Genomic DNA, 17,310 nt, shown 5'->3' on the forward strand with positions numbered 1-17,310 from the left:
ATCCTCCGTGGCAACGTGGGAGAACCTGAATATCCGAGCGGGAGGGTCGTCGATGACTGATCACGTCGAGTACCGGATGTACCTGGGTGCTTATACCGGCGAGGACTCGGCGGCCCACGGGATAGGGCTCGCGCATGTCGACGCCGAGGGAAGGATCGGCCACGTCGATCTCGTCGCCGACACGCCGGATCCGTCTTTCCTGGCACCGGCTCCCGACGGGTCGATGCTGTACGCCGTCAACGAGACTTCCGAGGGCAGGGTCACCGCCTTCGCGGTCCGTGCCGACGGGACCCTCCGAGAGGTCAACTCGCAACCGTCGGGGGGAGAGGGGCCGTGCCACGTGAGCGTGCATCCCTGCGGGAGGTACGTGTTCACGGCGAACTACGTTTCGGGCAACGTGGTGGTGTATCAGGTCGGCGAGGGCGGTGCGCTGCGCGAGCCCTGCCACGTCGTTCAGCACAGCGGTTCTGGGGCCGATCCCGACCGGCAGCGCGGCCCGCACGCGCACCAGATCATCGCCGACCCCGAGGGGGGTCACGTGTTGACCGTGGACCTGGGGACCGACTCGGTCCACGTCTACGGCTTCGACGCCGAGAGCGGCCATCTCGTCGACGGCCAGGAGATGTTCATGCCGCCGGGAACGGGGCCACGCCATCTGGCCTTCTCCCCGGCCGGAGACCGGCTGTACCTGCTCAGCGAGCTGGCCTCGACCATGACCGAGTTCGACTACGACGCGCGTACGGGATCGTTGCGCCGGGGCAGATCACTGTCCACACTGCCGGAGGATCACTCCGGTCCGAACCTGGCCTCCGAGGTCGTGGTCTCGCCCGACGGGCGCTACGTCTACGGTTCCAACCGCGGTCACGACAGCATCGCGGTGTTCGACTCGGGAGCCGACGGCGGCGAGTTCCGGCTGCTCGGTGTCCACCCGGCCGGAGTCGCCCTGCCCAGGCACATCAGTCTGTGCTCGCGTGGTCGCATGCTGTTCGTGGCGGGGCAGGACAGTGGGACGGTGCGGACGTTCCCACTGGGAGAGACGGGGGAGCCGGGGGAGCCTTCCGAGCCGGTGGACACGCCCACTCCGGCCTGCGTCCTCCCTATGGCTGTCGCCCAATAGTGTCTTTCTGTGTTCGAGCACTGACACGGTGCTTCCTCGGTGCTGATCGGACTGGTAGTCACTGATCCAGGTCCTTTTTCCCGAGGAGGCGTTTCCCGATGAACAGAACCCGGCTGTCAGCCTGCGTGAGTGCCGTGCTCGCGAGTGCGCTCCTGCCATTGGCGGCTCCCTCCGCCGGTGGCACCACCGAGACCCTGGAATACGTGGCGCTCGGCGACTCCTACGCCTCCGGTGTGGGGATCGGTGAGTACTACCCCGAAAGCGGTGACTGCAAGCGCAGTCCCAAGGCGTACCCCGCGCTGGCGGCCGATCGGTCCGGAGTGGACGATTTCGGCTTCGCCGCGTGCGGCGGTGCGGTGACCACGGATGTGCGGACCGAGCAGCTTGACGCGTTGAGCAGCGGTACCGACGTGGTGACCGTCTCGGTAGGTGGCAACGACGCCGGGTTCGCCTCGGTGGTGACCAGTTGCGTGATCGGCCCCGACAAGTCCTGCGACATGGCCGTGGACCAGGCGGAGACGTTCGCCACCGGACAGCTTCCCGGTCTGTTGACCGACACCTACGCGGCCATCGCCGAGGCGGCCCCGAAGGCCGAGGTGATCGCGGTCGGTTACCCCCGGTTGTTCGAGCTCGGTTCCTGCGAGACCGTGCTCAGCGAATTCGAAAGGCAGCGTCTCAACGACGCCGCCGACACCCTCGACGAGGTGATCGAACAGCAGGCCAGGGCGGCGGGTTTCGTCTTCACCGGCGTCCGTGACTCCTTCGCCGGCCACGGCGCGTGCGGCGCGCAGCCCTGGATCAACGGACTGACCAGTCCGATTTCGGAGTCCTTCCACCCGAACGCGATGGGACACGCCCGGGGATACCTGCCCGAGGTGACCGATTCGATCCGGCAGGTGGTGTCCGAACGGGATCAGAGCAGCCTGGCGTCGTAGACGCGGGGGGCGTACCGGTACAGCGCGTCCCGCATCCGTTTGGCTTGCCACCGGCGGGTCCACAACCCGCCGGTGGAGCCGACGGGGAACACCTTGGTACCCCCGTGGTAGCCACGAACGCGGTGCCACCAGGTGGATCTCGGCGCGGGGGTGCCGGCGGCGACCCAGACCGCCACGGTCTGCTTCTTGCCGCTCCCCACGAGCCCGACCCTACTGACGTGGTTCCAGGGGATCTGCCGGGACAGTCCCACCCGGGACACGAGCAGACCGTCGCTGTTGACTTTGAGGCGCAGTCCCGGAAGCAGGGCCCGCACCAGCGACAGCACGCCACTGAGGACCAGGCACCCCACGCCGAGCAGAAAGATCACACGGGCGTTTTCCGCGATTTCGATGGCACCCCGGGACGCGTAAGCGCCGTAAGCGAGGAGGAACACCATCGCGGCGTAGGCCACCGCACCACTGCGCCTTCCCGTGCGGAAAACCGCTCCCGGATTGTCCTTGCGCACCAGCGGGGCGCCCGCCGGTTTCGAGGAGGCGGTTCGGGGGTGGGAAGGTCCGGCTGCCTCGGCCTGCCGAGGTGGCGGCGCCACCGGCGGCTCGGGAAGCACCGGATCGTAGGCGCGCGTCGGTGGTCTGGGGGACTGCGGTTCGGGAGTCGCGGGTACGACCTCGTCCATGGACTGCAGCCGTGTGGTGTTCTCGTCGATCAAAGCCGTGACCTGAGCGGGGAGCCACTGGCGGCCCTGTGGTCCGGCACCGCCGACCCGATCCAGGATCATGGTCGGCGTGGGGCGTTCGGCGGGTTTTTTGGCCAGGCAGGCGGCTACCAGGGGCCGCAGGCTCGCGGGGACGTCGCCGACCTCCGGCTCGGAGTTCACGACCCGGTAGAGCATGGCCACGGTGCCGTCTTCACCGAAGGGGCCGTGTCCCGTCGCCGCGAACACCAGGACGGCGCCGAGGGAGAACACGTCGCTGGCGGGCCCGACCTCACTGCCCTCGGTCTGTTCCGGGGAGAAGTAGCCGGGAGTGCCGAAGAACGTCCCGGTGGCCGTCATCGCGCTGGACGACATCACCCGGGAGATCCCGAAATCGATCACCCTGGGCCCGTCCGGGCCGATCAGCACGTTGGCGGGTTTGAGGTCGCGGTGCACCAGATCGGCGGCGTGTATGGCACCGAGTGCCTCGGCCAGCCCCGCGGCCAGTGCCCCGACGGTTTGCTCGGGAAGCGGCCCGTTCTCGGCCACGGCCTGGTGCAGTGTGGGCCCGGGAACGTACTCGGTGGCCAGCCAGGGCTGCTCGGCCTCCGGATCGGCGTCCACGACCGCGGCCGTCCAGAACCCGCCGACGGTCCGGGAGATCGCCGCCTCCCGGCGAAACCGTTCCCGGAACTGCGGATCCTCCGCGAGATCGGAGCGGACCACCTTGACGGCCACCGTTCGACCCCCGCGCGAACGCGCCAGGTACACCGAGCCCATCGAACCCTTGCCGAGGCGGGCGAGTAGCCGGTAGTCACCGACCCGGCTCGGTTCACCGGCGAGCAGCGGCTGCACGTCCACGTCCCTCCTGTTCGCGATGCTTGTCCGTGAGCTTACGGGCCCTTTCCCGGGGGTGCTGGAATCACCCGCCGAGGTGCCCGCCGCGACAACGGAGGGTGGGTGTTCGCGCTCCTCCCGTCAGTAATCGGTTACTCGGTTTCGTCGCGAACCCTTTCGGGGGGCCGGTGGGTTTTGTATGATCCGCATCACTCCGGAGCTGGTCGACGCCGAACGAGGGAGGTTCGCCGTGGCGGAGAGCGTGCGTTCCCACGAAGGTGATGTGCCGCTCGCCGTGAGGCTCACGGCAGTCAGTAAACGATTTCCCGGCGTGATCGCCGTCTCCGAAGTAGATCTCGGTGTCGCCGCGGGCGAAGTCCACGTCTTCGCCGGTGAGAACGGCGCGGGCAAGTCCACGCTGATGAAGATGGTCGCCCAGATCGAGGCGCCAACCTCCGGCACGATCGAGATCGGTGGCAAGCCGGTGAGTCACCAGGGTCCCGGTGCCGCTCGCGAACTCGGTGTCTCGATGGTGCACCAGGAATTCGCCCTGGCCCCCGACCTGTCCGTGGCGGAGAACCTGTTCATCGGGCAGGAACCGGGTCGTTTCGGCTGGGTGGCCAAGGGCAGGGAGCGGCGGAACGCCCGGGAACTGCTCGCCCGCGTGGGGCTCGACATCGTGCCGGAGCGGAAAGTGGGGTCCCTGTCCACGGCCCAGCAGCAACGAGTGGAGATCGCCAAGGCGCTGGCCGTCGACGCCGGCGTGCTCATTCTCGACGAGCCGACCGCCAGTCTGACCGAGGGCGAGGGGCGGGAACTGTTCGGCATCATCGGTGAACTCTGCCGCCGGGGGATCGCCGTGCTCTACATCTCCCACCGGCTCGACGAGATCTTCGAGGTCGGCGACAGGGTCACCGTGATGCGCGACGGCGCGGTCGTGGAGACCAGCCCGGTCTCCGAGCTGGACGAGGCGCGACTCGTGCGGCTCATGGTCGGTCGCGACGTCGACAACCTCTATCCGCGCACGCACACCGAACTGGGTCCGGTACGGCTCAGCGTCAGCGGTCTCAGCCGAGGCGGGCAGGTTCGTGATGTGTCCTTCGACGTTCGTGCGGGCGAGATCGTGGGGATGGCCGGACTGGTCGGTGCCGGTCGTACCGAGCTCGCACGTTCGGTCTTCGGTGCCGAGGTGCCCGATTCCGGCACGGTTTCCCTCGACGGGAAGCCGCTCAGGATCCGCGGTCCCGCGGACGCGATCGCCGCCGGTCTGGGTTACCTGACCGAGAGCAGGAAGGACGACGGACTCGCACTGCAACTGGGCGTGGACAAGAACATCACGCTGGCGCGGCTGCCGATGTGGTCCGTTCTGATCGACTTGAGCGAGGAACGCGAGCTGACCCAGCGGCACCGGGACAACCTGCGGATCCGTACTCCCCGGACGAGCAGACCGGTGCGGATGCTCTCGGGCGGCAACCAGCAGAAGGTCGTGCTGGCGCGCTGGCTGGAGGCCGGTGCCGAGGTGCTGTTCTGCGACGAGCCCGGTCGGGGGATGGACGTCGGAGCCAAGTCGGAGATGTTCGCCGAGTTGGACTCCCTGGCCTCGCAGGGGCGGTCGATCGTGCTCATCTCCAGCTATCTGCCGGAGCTGATGAACATGTGCGACCGGATTTTGGTCATGCGCGCGGGCCGGCTCGTGGGTGAGGTGGCGCGCGAGGAATTCTCCGAGGAGCGCATCGTCGCACTGGCGACAGGAGCGAAGGACAATCATGAGTGAGCAGACTCCGACGAGCGAGCAGCAGCCGACCGGAGGGCGGGAGCCGGAGGCAGGACGGGGGCTCGTCCGCTCCTTGAGCGACCGCCTGTCCGGGGCGATCTCGCAGGTGGCCGCCGCCGGAGCGTTGATCGTCGTGTTCATCGTGCTCTCGATCATCGCGCCGTCGTTCCTCACCGCCGACAACCTGTTCAACCTCGGATCGCAGACCTCGGTCAAGGCGGTCATGGCCGTCGGGGTCACACTGGTGATCATCACCGGTGGGATCGATCTGTCGGTGGGGTCGGTGGCGGCGCTGTCCGGGGTGGTCGGTGTGATGTTGATGGCCACCTTCGGGTTCAACCCGTTGATCGGCGTCCTCGGCGGCATCGTCATCGGAGCGGCCGCGGGGCTGGTCAACGGGTTGTTGGTGTCCATGGTCGGACTCCCCCCGTTCATCGCCACGCTCGGGATGCTCAGTGTCGCCCGTGGACTGGTACTGATCGTCACCGGTGCTGTCGCGGTCTTCGGCGCTCCCGAGTCGTTCCGGCTGCTCGGCCAGGGAGTGATCGGCGTCGTTCCGATCCCGATCCTGGTCATCGTGGTGGTGGCGCTGGGCGGACATTTCGTGCTGACCCGCACCCGGCTCGGTCGCTACGCCTACGTGATGGGGTCCAATTCGGAGGCGGCCCGGTTGTCGGGTGTGCCGGTCAAGCGGCACACCACCTCCGTGTACGTGCTCTCCGGTGCGCTGGCCGGGCTCGGTGGCATGATCGCGGCTTCCCGGATCAACTCCGGGCAGCCGAACTTCGGCGAGGGACTGGAACTCGACGTGATCGCCGCGGTCGTCATCGGCGGTGCGAGCCTGTTCGGCGGCAGGGGCACCGTGTGGGGCTCGCTCATCGGTGCCTTCCTGGTCGCGGTCATCCGCAACGGTGCCGTGCAGCTGGGGATCAACACCTTCTACCAGAACGTTCTCATCGGCGTGATCATTTGGCTCGCGGTCTGGTGGGATCGCTACCAGCGACGCAAGCTCGGAGCGGACAGTGGGTAGCCCTCTCGTCCCGTCCGTCCGGCGTTTCGCACAGGGTCGCTTCGAGCAAGGGAAACAGCTGCCTTGACCACTCCCCGTCCTGGGGGGCGGGGTTTCCCCTCGGTCTCGCGGCCGAAGGTTCCTGCTTCCTGGCCGACTGCCCCGTCCGGGAGGTCTCCCGTTGAGGTCCCACACCGGCTCCACAGGCCGACACCGCCAGCCCGGCGGCCAAGATGTTTTTCGCGGCGTTGATGTCGCGGTCGTGCGTGGCACCGCACCCGGTGCAGGTCCAGGTGCGGATGTGCAGTGGCATCGCTGCGGTGAGCCTGCCGCAGGCCGGACAGGTCTTGCTGGCCGGGAACCAGCGGTCGACCACGATGACCTCGCGGCCGTACCAGTGGGCTTTGTACTCCAGCATGCTGCGGAACTGCGACCACGAGGCGTCCGAGATCGCCCGCGCCAGGTGGTGGTTGGCGAGCATGGTCCGCACGGAGAGGTCCTAGATCACGACCGTTTGGTTGTCACGGATGAGTCGAGACGACAGTTTGTGCAGGTGGTCTGTCCTTCGGTCGGTGATCCGCGCGTGCACGCGGGCCACCTGCTGTGCCACCTTGGCCCGGTTGTTCGAGCCGGGCTGCTTGCGGGGCATTTCCCGCTGGGTCTTCGCCAGCTTCCTGCGGTCCCGCTTCTCGTGCTGCGGATTGGTGACCTTCTCCCCGGTCGACAGCGTCACCAGCGACTCGATCCCCGCGTCCACGCCCATCGCCTGATCGCTGGGTGCGTGATGCTCGGTGCTGGTCTCGACCAGGATCGAGGCGAACCACCGGCCGGCCGCGTCACGCGAGACCGTGACCGTGGACGGCTCGCCCCCCTCGGGCAGCGGTCGGGACCACACGATGTTGAGGGGTTCACGCATCTTCGCCAACGTGAGCTGTCCGCCGCGCCAGGTGAACCCGGACCGGGTGTACTCCGTCGATTGGCGGGACTTCTTCCGGGACTTGAAGCGAGGGTATTTCGCGCGTTTGTCGAAGAAGTTCGTGAAAGCGCCTTGCAGGTGCCGCAAGACTTGCTGAAGCGGTACCGAGGACACTTCGCTGAGGTAGGAGAGCTCCTCGGAGCGCTTCCACTCGGTCAGCATCGCCGAGGTTTCGGCGTAGTTCACCCGACGTTGCTCGGTGAACCACGCGCGGGACCGCGCATTCAGTGCGAGGTTGTACGCCTTGCGGACACAGCCGAACGTGCGCAGCAACTCTTGCTGTTGCTGCGCAGTGGGGGAGAAGCGGTACTTGTACGCCCGAGCCACCTGCGTTCGGCTCATGCTTGCATGCTGGCACGTTTGTATATGAATCCGATCTTCGGGGTGGTCACTCAAGAGCACTCGGGATCGGCTCCTCCCCTGCGTGAACGCCGGGGTTTCCGCCGATTGGAGAAAAGATGAAGAGAGTGCTGCCCGCCGTGCTGATGCTGTTGGTGCTCGTTTCCGGATGCACGGTCAAAATCCGGGAACCGAACGGTGGAGGGGGTGCTTCCGACGGCACCATCCGACTCGCCGCCGTGCCCAAGGCCATCGGGTTCAGCTTCTGGGAGCAGGTTCGCCTCGGGGCGGAGTGCGCGGCCTCCCGGCACGAGAACATCAATTTCTACTGGAACGGCGTGACGTCCGAGAGCGATGTCAGCGGACAGCAGAGTCTGCTGCAGAACCTGCTCGCCCAGGGGGTGGACGGCTTGGTCTACGCCGCCACCGATGCCAAGGCGTTGTCCGAGGTCACCAAGACGGCGCTGGCGCAGAACACGACCGTGGCCAACATCGACTCGGGTACGACACCACAGCCCCCGCAGGTGCCGGTGTTCGCCACCAACAACGTCGCCGCTGCCGAACGGGGAACGGATTTCCTGGCTCGCGAGCTCGGAGGGCGGGGAGAGGTGGCGCTCATCGAGTTCCAGCCGGGTACCAGCACCAACGAGACCCGGGTGGAGGGGTTCAAGCGCGGAATGGCCAAGCATCCGGGGCTGGAACTGGTCGCCCAGCAGTCCAGTGACAGCAGCTACAACAGGGCCCTGCAGGTCACTCAGGACATTCTCACCGCCAACCCGGGGCTGGACGCGATATACGCGGCCAACGAACCCAGCGTGCTGGGCGCGGCCGAGGCCGTGCGGCAGGCGGGCAAGGCCGGCGAGATCGAGATCGTCGGCTGGGACACCTCGGAAGGCCAGATCGAGGCGCTCCGCGACGGAGTGGTCACCGGCCTGATCGGGCAGAACCCGTTCAAGATGGGTTATGCCTCCGTCGACGCCACCATCCGCAAGATCCGTGGCGGTGCTTCCGGCTTCCACGACACCGACACCGGTTCGATGCTGATCCACCGCGGGAATCTCGACGCTCCCGAGGTTCAGCGACTGCTGAACCCGAGCTGTGCCGATCCACCGCAGTAGCGGTGTGCGGTGGTGCGGGACGGCAGCACCGTCCGCACCGCCGAAGCGCAGGAGGAGGTTTACTTGTGGGCGCGGAGGTATTCCAGCGCCCTGTCCGCGTGCACGGTCATTCGGAACTCGTTGCGGATGATCCGCAGGATCTGACGGTCGCGATCGATGACGAAGGTGTGGCGCTTGACCGGTAGCGGGCCGAAACGGCGCTTGACCCCGAGTGCCTCGGTGACCGAGCCGGTGGAGTCCGAGAGCAGGGGAAAATCGAAGGAGTTCGCGGTGGCGAATTCGTACTGCTTGGCGACCGGGTCGGCGCTGAGGCCGACCGGCTGCGCGTGGAGCGTGGCGAACTCGGTCGCCAAATCGCGGAAGTGACACCCCTCCGCCGTGCATCCGGGAGTCGTGGCGGCGGGGTAGCAGAACAACACCACCTGCCCACCGGTCAACAGATCGGAGAGCCTGCGGACCGTGCCGTTGTGGTCGGGCAGCTCGAAGTCCTCGACGATGTCGCCCTGTCGCATGGGGCCTCCTCTTCCTGCCTCGGCATCTCCGACGCCGCCTTCCATCCTCACACGCGGCGACGTTTCGAGTCCCAGGCGTGCGGGTAGCTCGAGGAGGAGTGCGGGCACCTTACGGATGCCCATCGGCAACGAGCAAGGGAGGCAAGAATGAGCTCGAGTCTGACAGGTCTCAAAGTCGCCTTCCTGGTGGCTCCCGAGGGGGTCGAGCAGGTCGAGCTGACCGAACCCTGGAAGGCCGTGCGAGAAGCCGGCGCACAACCCGAACTGCTGTCCGTGCAGAGCGGCTCCGTGCAGGCGTTCAATCACCTGGACAAGGCGGACACGTTCACCGTCGACCGCGTGGTCACCGATGTGAGTCCGGACGACTACGCCGGTTTGGTTCTTCCCGGAGGCGTGGCGAACCCGGACATGCTGCGTCAGATCCCCGAAGCGGTGAACTTCGTCAAGGAGGTCTTCGCGAAGCAGCTGCCGGTGGCGGTGATCTGCCACGGTCCGTGGACGCTCATCGAGGCCGACGTCGTTCGTGGGCGCCGACTGACCTCCTACCCGAGCGTGGCCACCGACCTGCGCAACGCCGGTGCCGAGTGGGTCGACGAGCAAGTGGTCACCGACGGCGGACTGGTCAGCAGCCGCAACCCCAACGACCTCCCCGCTTTCTGCGACAAGCTCGTCGAGGAGATCTCCGAGGGCAAGCACCGTCAGCAGGCTCGCAGCGCGTGACGGACCCGGTCGAGTCGCGGGACGGTGGCCGTTCGGGAACGGCCACGAATACCGAGAGTGGAGAGCAGCGCTGATGAAGCTCGGATTTCTGCAGGGCGTGTACGAACACGACGGTCCGTTCGCCACGGTCTACCTCGACACCTCGGCGGACACCGAGGAGGCGGCCCAGGCGATCGACCTGCGGTGGCGCTCGGCTCGGCAGCAGCTGGCCGAGCGAGGAGCCGACGAGTTGACCCTGCAGACGCTCGCGGGCGCGTTGAGCGACCACCAGTGGCGTACCGGGCAACGTGGCCGGCTGCTCGTGGCCAGTCAGGGACGGGTGGTCTTCTCCGACGAGCTTCCACAGCCGCCCACCGACTTCTCCGACGACGAGCGGGCCGGTTTCGGTGCGTTGCCGCACTTGATGCCGTACCTGCGGATGCGTGGCGCGCGCATTCCGTACGTGGTCGCCGTCGTCGACCACGAGGGGGCCGACATCACGACGGTCAACGCCGCCAGGGAGAGCACCGACACCGAGGTGCACGGCAGTGGTGGTCATCCCATTCGGAAGACCCCCAGCCCGGGTATGTCCAACGAACGCGGGCACCAGCGGGCCGTCGAGGAGCACTGGGCGCGCAACGCCGCCGACGTGGCCGCCGAGATCGACGACCGAGCCCTGAGCGCCGGGGCCGAGAGGATCGTGCTCGCCGGTACCGAGCAGCAGCGCGGGCTCGTCCACGAGCGGTTGCGCAAGAAGCTGCAGGACATGGTCATGACGACCGGGGCCGGTCATCGTGATCGCAAGGCCTCGGACGAAGTGCTGCAGCAGGAGGTCTCCGAGAGCATCCGCTCGGCGGTCGAGGCGCGGGAGGCCGAGACGATCCAGGAGTTCGAGCGCGAACGCGGCGAGCACGATCGCGCGGTGCACGGTTGGCAGTCGGTCGTGGGGGCCCTCCAGCGGGGGCAGGTACGGACGCTGCTTCGCGCCTCCTCCGGAGTCGGTGGGGAGTTCGAAACCCTGCGGATCGGCCCCGCGGCCAACGAGGTCGCCGTGAACGGCACCGAACTGGAGCGGATGGGGGTCGACGGCATCACGACCGTGCCCGCCGACGCGGCGGTCGTGCGCGCCCTGGTCGGCACGGACGCGGAGCTGGTGTTCGTCGACCCCGGCAAGGTGGAACTGGACGGCGGTATCGGTGCGGTGCTGCGGTACAGCGACGTGAGCACCGCCGGCTGAGTTCTCCCCCGGAGGGGAGAGCTCAGCGGCACGAATCGGAGGAAATCATGGCGACCGACCGTCACGCTCTGGAGGAAAGCCTGCTGGAAGTGGACTTTCCGGCAGGCAAGGAGGACCTCGTCGAGCACGCGAGGAACAACGGTGCCGACGAGTCCACGATCCACGCGCTGCGTGCGATGCCTCCCGCCGAGTACGCGAACCTGACCGAGGTGGAGCGTTCGGTGTGGTTGGACAAGGGAGCCGAGGAGGGCCAGTCGGATTCCGAGAAGGCCCAGCAGGACCGTCAGGACACCGGCAGCGGCCTGGCCGAGCACCAGACGCGGACCCCGAACAACCCGATCGTGGAGGAACTCGGCGAGAACCGCGGCAGTTGAGGAGACGCCCGTGCCCCCGGCGACGTCCCGGGGGCACGGACGGATTCAGTCGACCAGGGCCTGGTAGACGAGTTGGTGCAGCTGGGAGCGGATCGGGTGGGTGCTGGAGGGCAGCAGCTGGGTCAGGAACAGCACGGTGAGTTCCTCCCGCGGGGCGACCCAGAAGGCGGTGCTGGCCGCGCCGCCCCAGCCGAACTCGCCCTTCGAGGACAGCACCTTGGCCGCTGCGGGGTCCTCGTCGACGGAGAACCCGAGTCCGAAGCCCTTACCCGCGTTGGCCGCCTCGGAGAACGAGCCCATCGCGAGGGTTTCCAGATCCGTTCCGCCGGGAAGGTGGTTGCGGGTCATGTAGTCCACGGTGCGGTTGCTCAACAGACGCTCCCCGTCGAGCTGCCCACCGCGTAGCAGCATCTGGGTGAAACGGTGGTAGTCCCGGGCCGAGGAGACGAGCCCACCGCCTCCGGAGAGCACCCGGGGTGGATGGTGGGCGGCTCGCCCGAACTTGTCGTTGCGCACGGCCCTGCCCGCACGGTCGGCGGTGTAGAGCGCGGCCAGGCGGTCCCGGTCGCGCTCCTCGACGCTGAAGGCGGTGTCGCGCATGTCCAGCGGTTCCAGGATGTTGGTTCGGAAGAACTCGTCGAGATCGAGACCCGAAGCGACCTCGATCACCCGTCCCAGGACGTCGGTGGCCACCGAGTAGTTCCACGCCGTGCCGGGGTCGAACAGCAACGGGAGCTCCGCCCACGCCGCGCAGGCCCCCGAGAGATCGAGCCCGGCCGGATGTCCCCACTCGAAATCCTGGTCCCGATACATCTGATCCACCGGGTGCGTCCGGTGGAAGCCGTAGGTCAGGCCGGCGGTGTGGGTGAGCAGGTGCCAGATCCGGAGCGGTTCCGTGGCCGGGCGGGTCCGTGGCTGCTGGGGAGCACCGTTGATGTAGACCCGCTGCTCGGTGAACTCGGGGATGAACCGGCTCACCGGGTCGGTCAGTTCGAACAAGCCCCGTTCGTAGAGCATCATCGCCGCCACCGAGGTGATCGGCTTGGTCATCGAGTAGATGCGGAACAGGGTGTCGGTCTCCACGGGAAGTCCCGCCTGAGCGTCCCGCATCCCGCACGTGCTGAGATGGGCGATCTTGCCGTGACGAGCCACGAGGACCAGCCACCCCGGCAGCCTGCCGTCGGCGACGTAGTGCTCGAAGTGCCGGTCGATGCGCTGCAACCGTTCGGCGTCGAACCCGACCTCGGCCGGGTCGACCTCGGTTTGTAGCTGACCCACGCTCGTCCTCCTCCTGCCGACGATGTTCTCGATCCCGTTCTACTTTCCGGTAACCACGGGACGCCACCCGACCGAGCGGTGAGGAGTGGAACGACGGCGACGTGGGTAATCCGAACGGGAACACCCTTGACCCCGTAGCACGAGGGAGCGGCAGCGATGTCGGATCCGTTCGACGCCCAGACACCGTCGGCCAACGAGGTCGAACCGGATCCCCAGGACCCGGAGGACGCCGCCGGTATGCAGGCGGCCGGTGATCTGGACGAGGACGAGTTGGCGGCCGATCCGCTGGAGGAGGGGATCGAACCTCCGGAACGCTGGTCGACGGTGGCCGAGGGGCGGCCCAGGCCGCGCGACGAACGCCAGACCGAGCCCCTGGAGGAGCGCCTGACCGAGGAGCGTCCCGACGTCGACACTCGCCAAGCCTCGGAACCCCTGACGGAGACTCGCGTGCACGAGCTCGACGAGTCCGTCGACGAGCGTGCCGGCGCGGAGATCGCAGACGGGGTGGAGCCCGGCGAGGACACCGAACCCGTCGAGGCCCGGCACGGCGCCGTGCTGGAGGGCGACGAGACGGAGCCCACCGGTTTGTCGGCGACGACGGCGGAGGGAGCCGACATGGAGAGCGACGAGATCGCCCCCACTCGGGCACCGGAGGAGGGCGCCGAGAGGGTGGAGGACAGTGGGCGCTGAGCACGCGGAGCCGATCACCGGAAGCGGGCAGGTGGTCCTGCCCGCGATCGGTGGGCGGGGGGTGGGGGAGCTGCTCGGTGACCTCACCGTTCCCGACGAGGCGCGGGGGGTCGTCGTTTTCGCCCACGGCAGCGGTTCTTCCCGGCACAGCAGTCGCAATCGCCGGGTGGCCACCGAACTCCGGCGGTCGGGACTGGCGACACTGCTGATGGACCTGCTCAGCGCAGAGGAGGAGCGGCAGGAGAACCGGGGTGCGCAGCTGCGTTTCGACATCGTCCTCCTCACGCGACGGGTGCTCGGTGCGGTGGACCGGTTGTCGGAGCATCAGCGGACGCGGGAGCTACCGGTGGCCCTGTTCGGTGCCAGCACGGGTGCCGCCGCCGCGCTGGGTGCCGCGGCCGAACGCCCCGATGCGGTACGCGCCGTGGTCTCACGCGGTGGGCGTCCCGATCTGGCACCACGACCGGTGGAGGACGTGCGTGCGCCCACGTTGCTGATCGTCGGTGGGCGGGACGAGGAAGTCCTCGCGCTCAACCTCGGAGTCGCCGAGAGGATGCCGACCCGGTGCGAAGTCCGTGTGGTTGAGGGCGCGACGCACTTGTTCGAAGAGCCCGGCGCTCTCGAGCAGGTTTCGGCCGCGGCTGCCGACTGGTTGAGTCGCCACGTGGGATGAACGGGTGGTGGCGTGCAGCACGCTTACCAGTCAGTAACCTGTGGTTTTGACATCATCGGCGGGCCAACGCAACAGCCGGGGCCCGGCGCCCGTGACGAAAGGAACGTGTGGTGGCCGAGATCGAACGTGTCGGTGTGGTCGGTGCGGGACTGATGGGCTCGGGGATCGCCGAGGTGAACGCCCGGGCCGGGCTGCGGGTGACGGTCGCCGAGGTCGGTGACTCCGCCGTCGAGGCGGGCCGCTCGCGGATTCGCGGCTCCCTGGACCGCGGGGTCGAACGCGGCAAAATCAGTGCGGACGACCGGGGCGCGGCCTGGGACAACATCGGATTCACCACCTCGCTGGCCGATCTCGGCGATCGCGATCTCGTGATCGAGGCGGCCGCGGAGGACGAGGACATCAAGACCCGGGTCTTCGGCGAGTTGGACGAGGCGGTCGGTGGCTCCGAGGCCGTTCTCGCCTCCAACACCTCGTCCATCCCGATCGCCAAGCTCGCCGCGGCCACCCAGCGCCCGCAGCACGTCATCGGCATGCACTTTTTCAACCCCGTTCCGGTGCTCAAGCTGGTCGAGTTGGTCCCGTCCCTGCTGACCAGCGCCGAAACGGTGCAGCGCGTCACCGACTTCGCCACCGACCGGCTGGGCAAGGAGTCGATCCGCGCGCAGGACCGCTCCGGGTTCGTCGTGAACGCGCTGCTGGTGCCGTACCTGCTCTCGGCGATCCGCATGGTGGAGGCCGGAACGGCCGCGGCCGAGGACATCGACAACGGCATGGTGCTCGGTTGCGCGCACCCGATGGGGCCGCTGCGGCTGGCGGACATGGTCGGTCTGGACACCGTCAAGGCGATCGCCGACTCGATGTACGCCGAGTACAAGGACCCCAACTGCGCCGCGCCGCCGCTGTTGCAGCGCATGGTCGACGCGGGCCTGTGGGGCAAGAAGTCCGGGCAGGGCTTCTACAGCTACACCTGAACACGCACCCGGGCGAGACCCGGGCGGGTCCGCCCGGGTGCTCAGGGGTCGGTTTCCTCCCGGGTGTCGATGGTTCCCTCCAACGACTCCACCGTGTGCTGGCGGTGCGCGGTCAGAGCCGCCGTGAGTTCCGCGGCGTCCCGGCGCCGCACGGCTCCCACGATCGCTTCGTGCTCGTGGCAGACCCGTACGCGGTTGACCTCCGAGTTGTAGTACACGGCGCGGTAGGCGTCGGTGGCGTCCCACAGCGTGCCCACGATGCGCAGTAACCGGGGCATCCCGCACGGCTCCAGCACGGCGAAGTGGAAGCGCCGGTTCGCCGCGATCATCGCGATGACATCGCCGGTGCGTGCGGCCTCTTCGACGTCGTGCTGCGCGTCGGTGACCCGGGTCAGCTCGGCATCGGTGAACCGCTGCACGGCGGCCTCGGCCGCCTCCGACTCCAGCAGTTCGCGCAGCCGGTACACCTCGAGCAGGTCGGCGAGTGACATTTCGGCGACCGAGTACCCCCGGTGCGGCCGGTAGACGACCTGCCCTTCGGCCTCGAGGGTCTTGAGCGCCTCCCGGAGCGGGACCCGGCTGACCCCGAGCCGATGGGCGATCGTGTCCTGCCTGATCGGATCCCGGGGACGCAGCCGTCCGGCGACGATCGCTTTCCTGAGCTCGTCGAGCACGAACTCCTGGGTGGTGGGGGGTCGTGGCATGGCGGTTCCGTGGTCCTTCGGTGGGAGGCCGGACTCGTGCTGAGAGGTTGACCCGTACGGCAACAACTGTATATTGGATCCAAAATTACCGTGATGCAAACCACCAGTCGACGAGTGCGTGCCCAACGGTGTGTACGCGGAAAGGTTGGATCCTTCCGATGGCACGAGCGCTTCCCCTGGAGGGCGTGGTGGTCGCGGATTTCAGCCGGGTCCTCGCCGGTCCTTACGCGACCATGCTGCTGGCGGACCTGGGTGCCACCGTGATCAAGGTCGAGCGGCCGGAGAGCGGGGACGACACCCGCCAGTGGGGACCGCCGTGGACGACGCACAGCTCTTCCTACTTCGAGTCGCTGAACCGTGGCAAACGCAGTGTCACGCTGGACCTGAGACGACAGGAGGACCGTGCGGCCGCCGTCGAGTTGGGCAGGCGTGCCGACGTTCTGGTGGAGAACCACCGCCCGGGTGCGTTGGCCGACCACGGCCTGGATTACGAGAGCCTCCGAAGGGACAATCCGGGGCTGCTGTACGCGTCGATCTCGGGATTCGGCAGCGATCAGGGCGCGGAGCTGCCCGGTTACGACTTCGTCGTACAGGCCGTGGGCGGCCTGATGAGCATCACCGGCACGTCGCAGGGGCAACCCACGAAGGTGGGGGTGGCCGTCGTGGACGTACTGACCGGCAAGGACGCCGCGCTGGGAATCATGGCCGGACTGCGTGAGCGCGAGAGCACCGGACTGGGTCAGCACATCGAGGTCAACCTGCTGTCCAGCCTGCTGTCCGGGTTGGTCAACCAGGTCGGTGGGTACCTGGCCACGGGGATCGATCCGGAACCGATGGGCAACCAGCACCCGAGTATCGCCCCGTACGAGACCCTGCGGTGCGAGGACGCGCCGCTGGCCGTGGCGGTCGGCAACGACGCCCAGTTCCGAAAGCTCACCGAGGCCCTCGGCCTCGTGGGCCTGGCCGAGGACGAGCGGTTCGCGACCAATTCGGCCCGGGTCGCCCACCGCTCCGAGCTGGTGGCGATGCTGGAGAACGTGCTGGGTGCCCGGCCCGCAGCCGCGTGGCAGCAACGATTGCAGCGGGTCGGGGTCGCCTGCGGGCAGGTCAACGGGATCTCGCAGGCCGTGGACTACGCCGAGTCCCTCGGGCTGAGCCCGACCGTGACCCCGAGCGGTGGCGATGTCGCTCAGGTCCGCATGCCCATCGACTTCTCCGAATCCGGCTGCGCGACCCCCGTGGCGCCACCGAAGCTCGGTGAGCACACCGAGGAGATCCTGCAGTGGCTCGGTCGGGTGGACACCGACGAGCCCGTTCCCCCTCCGAATCCCCCTGTCGAGTCGGAAACCGGCAGCAGCTAGAAGGAGACTAC

The 17,310-nt window shown here is 68.0% G+C and carries 16 protein-coding genes and 1 pseudogene; 12 read left to right on the top strand and 5 right to left on the bottom strand.

Features of this window, described 5'->3' with window-relative positions:
- Positions 1–52 precede the first annotated feature (52 nt).
- Together FHX42_RS14960 and FHX42_RS14965 are read left to right on the top strand one after the other, a co-directional pair.
- On the top strand, positions 53–1,117 hold the full coding sequence (locus FHX42_RS14960; RefSeq protein ID WP_182545009.1) for a lactonase family protein: 1,065 nt from the start codon (positions 53–55) through the stop codon (positions 1,115–1,117).
- 98 nt (positions 1,118–1,215) lie between these two features.
- Positions 1,216–2,052: an SGNH/GDSL hydrolase family protein gene (locus tag FHX42_RS14965; protein ID WP_182545010.1), complete on the top strand. Its 837-nt coding sequence runs from the start codon at positions 1,216–1,218 to the stop codon at positions 2,050–2,052.
- Here FHX42_RS14965 and FHX42_RS14970 read toward each other — a convergent pair.
- Positions 2,031–3,608 carry a serine/threonine-protein kinase gene (locus FHX42_RS14970; RefSeq protein ID WP_328796167.1) on the bottom strand — a complete coding sequence of 526 codons (1,578 nt, stop codon included), beginning with the start codon at positions 3,606–3,608 and terminating at the stop codon, positions 2,031–2,033. The two genes, FHX42_RS14965 and FHX42_RS14970, sit on opposite strands and share 22 nt — an antisense overlap.
- Before the next feature lie 307 nt (positions 3,609–3,915).
- On the opposite strand from FHX42_RS14970, the gene FHX42_RS14975 reads away from it, so the two are divergent.
- Both FHX42_RS14975 and FHX42_RS14980 read left to right on the top strand, forming a co-directional pair.
- Positions 3,916–5,358: a sugar ABC transporter ATP-binding protein gene (locus FHX42_RS14975; protein WP_328796168.1), complete on the top strand. Its 1,443-nt coding sequence runs from the start codon at positions 3,916–3,918 to the stop codon at positions 5,356–5,358.
- The gene (locus tag FHX42_RS14980; protein ID WP_182545012.1) at positions 5,351–6,388 is read left to right on the top strand and encodes an ABC transporter permease; all 1,038 of its coding nucleotides are present in this window, start codon (positions 5,351–5,353) and stop codon (positions 6,386–6,388) included. The genes FHX42_RS14975 and FHX42_RS14980 overlap by 8 nt, the downstream gene beginning before the upstream one ends.
- Here the strand turns inward: FHX42_RS14980 and FHX42_RS14985 are convergent.
- Positions 6,324–7,685: pseudogene (locus FHX42_RS14985) on the bottom strand (RNA-guided endonuclease InsQ/TnpB family protein). The gene FHX42_RS14980 and the pseudogene FHX42_RS14985 sit on opposite strands and share 65 nt — an antisense overlap.
- A gap of 116 nt (positions 7,686–7,801) precedes the next feature.
- Between FHX42_RS14985 and FHX42_RS14990 the strand changes: the two are divergent.
- Positions 7,802–8,800: a sugar ABC transporter substrate-binding protein gene (locus tag FHX42_RS14990; protein WP_182545013.1), complete on the top strand. Its 999-nt coding sequence runs from the start codon at positions 7,802–7,804 to the stop codon at positions 8,798–8,800.
- Between the two features lie 59 nt (positions 8,801–8,859).
- Here the strand turns inward: FHX42_RS14990 and FHX42_RS14995 are convergent, their stop codons facing one another.
- On the bottom strand, positions 8,860–9,312 hold the full coding sequence (locus FHX42_RS14995; RefSeq protein WP_182545014.1) for a peroxiredoxin: 453 nt from the start codon (positions 9,310–9,312) through the stop codon (positions 8,860–8,862).
- A 147-nt stretch (positions 9,313–9,459) separates the two neighbouring features.
- On the opposite strand from FHX42_RS14995, the gene FHX42_RS15000 reads away from it, so the two are divergent.
- From FHX42_RS15000 to FHX42_RS15010, 3 genes are all read left to right on the top strand, one after another.
- Positions 9,460–10,032 (top strand): type 1 glutamine amidotransferase domain-containing protein, encoded by a 573-nt coding sequence (locus FHX42_RS15000; protein ID WP_182545015.1) that lies wholly within the window; start codon positions 9,460–9,462, stop codon positions 10,030–10,032.
- Between the two features lie 73 nt (positions 10,033–10,105).
- Positions 10,106–11,248, top strand: a complete 1,143-nt coding sequence (locus FHX42_RS15005; protein WP_182545016.1) for a baeRF2 domain-containing protein — start codon at positions 10,106–10,108, stop codon at positions 11,246–11,248.
- 47 nt (positions 11,249–11,295) lie between these two features.
- On the top strand, positions 11,296–11,622 hold the full coding sequence (locus tag FHX42_RS15010; protein WP_182545017.1) for a DUF2795 domain-containing protein: 327 nt from the start codon (positions 11,296–11,298) through the stop codon (positions 11,620–11,622).
- Positions 11,623–11,667: 45 nt separating this feature from the next.
- Here the strand turns inward: FHX42_RS15010 and FHX42_RS15015 are convergent, their stop codons facing one another.
- Complete coding sequence (locus FHX42_RS15015) at positions 11,668–12,900, bottom strand: serine hydrolase domain-containing protein (protein ID WP_182545018.1); 1,233 nt, start codon at positions 12,898–12,900, stop codon at positions 11,668–11,670.
- 156 nt (positions 12,901–13,056) lie between these two features.
- On the opposite strand from FHX42_RS15015, the gene FHX42_RS15020 reads away from it, so the two are divergent.
- The 3 genes from FHX42_RS15020 to FHX42_RS15030 all read left to right on the top strand — a co-directional run bounded on the left by FHX42_RS15020 (position 13,057) and on the right by FHX42_RS15030 (position 15,234).
- Entirely contained in the window at positions 13,057–13,590 is a 534-nt protein-coding gene (locus tag FHX42_RS15020) for a hypothetical protein (RefSeq protein ID WP_182545019.1), read from the top strand.
- Positions 13,580–14,263 (top strand): dienelactone hydrolase family protein, encoded by a 684-nt coding sequence (locus FHX42_RS15025; RefSeq protein ID WP_407926247.1) that lies wholly within the window; start codon positions 13,580–13,582, stop codon positions 14,261–14,263. The genes FHX42_RS15020 and FHX42_RS15025 overlap by 11 nt, the downstream gene beginning before the upstream one ends.
- Before the next feature lie 110 nt (positions 14,264–14,373).
- A complete protein-coding gene (locus FHX42_RS15030) occupies positions 14,374–15,234 on the top strand; it encodes a 3-hydroxybutyryl-CoA dehydrogenase (protein WP_328796171.1) in 861 nt (286 codons plus the stop codon).
- A 41-nt stretch (positions 15,235–15,275) separates the two neighbouring features.
- Here FHX42_RS15030 and FHX42_RS15035 read toward each other — a convergent pair whose 3' ends face one another.
- Positions 15,276–15,938: a GntR family transcriptional regulator gene (locus tag FHX42_RS15035; RefSeq protein WP_182545021.1), complete on the bottom strand. Its 663-nt coding sequence runs from the start codon at positions 15,936–15,938 to the stop codon at positions 15,276–15,278.
- 158 nt (positions 15,939–16,096) lie between these two features.
- Between FHX42_RS15035 and FHX42_RS15040 the strand changes: the two genes are divergently transcribed.
- Positions 16,097–17,299 carry a CaiB/BaiF CoA transferase family protein gene (locus FHX42_RS15040; RefSeq protein ID WP_182545022.1) on the top strand — a complete coding sequence of 401 codons (1,203 nt, stop codon included), beginning with the start codon at positions 16,097–16,099 and terminating at the stop codon, positions 17,297–17,299.
- Positions 17,300–17,310 lie beyond the last annotated feature (11 nt).

Source organism: Halosaccharopolyspora lacisalsi, from assembly GCF_014137975.1.
Lineage (GTDB): Bacteria > Actinomycetota > Actinomycetes > Mycobacteriales > Pseudonocardiaceae > Halosaccharopolyspora > Halosaccharopolyspora lacisalsi.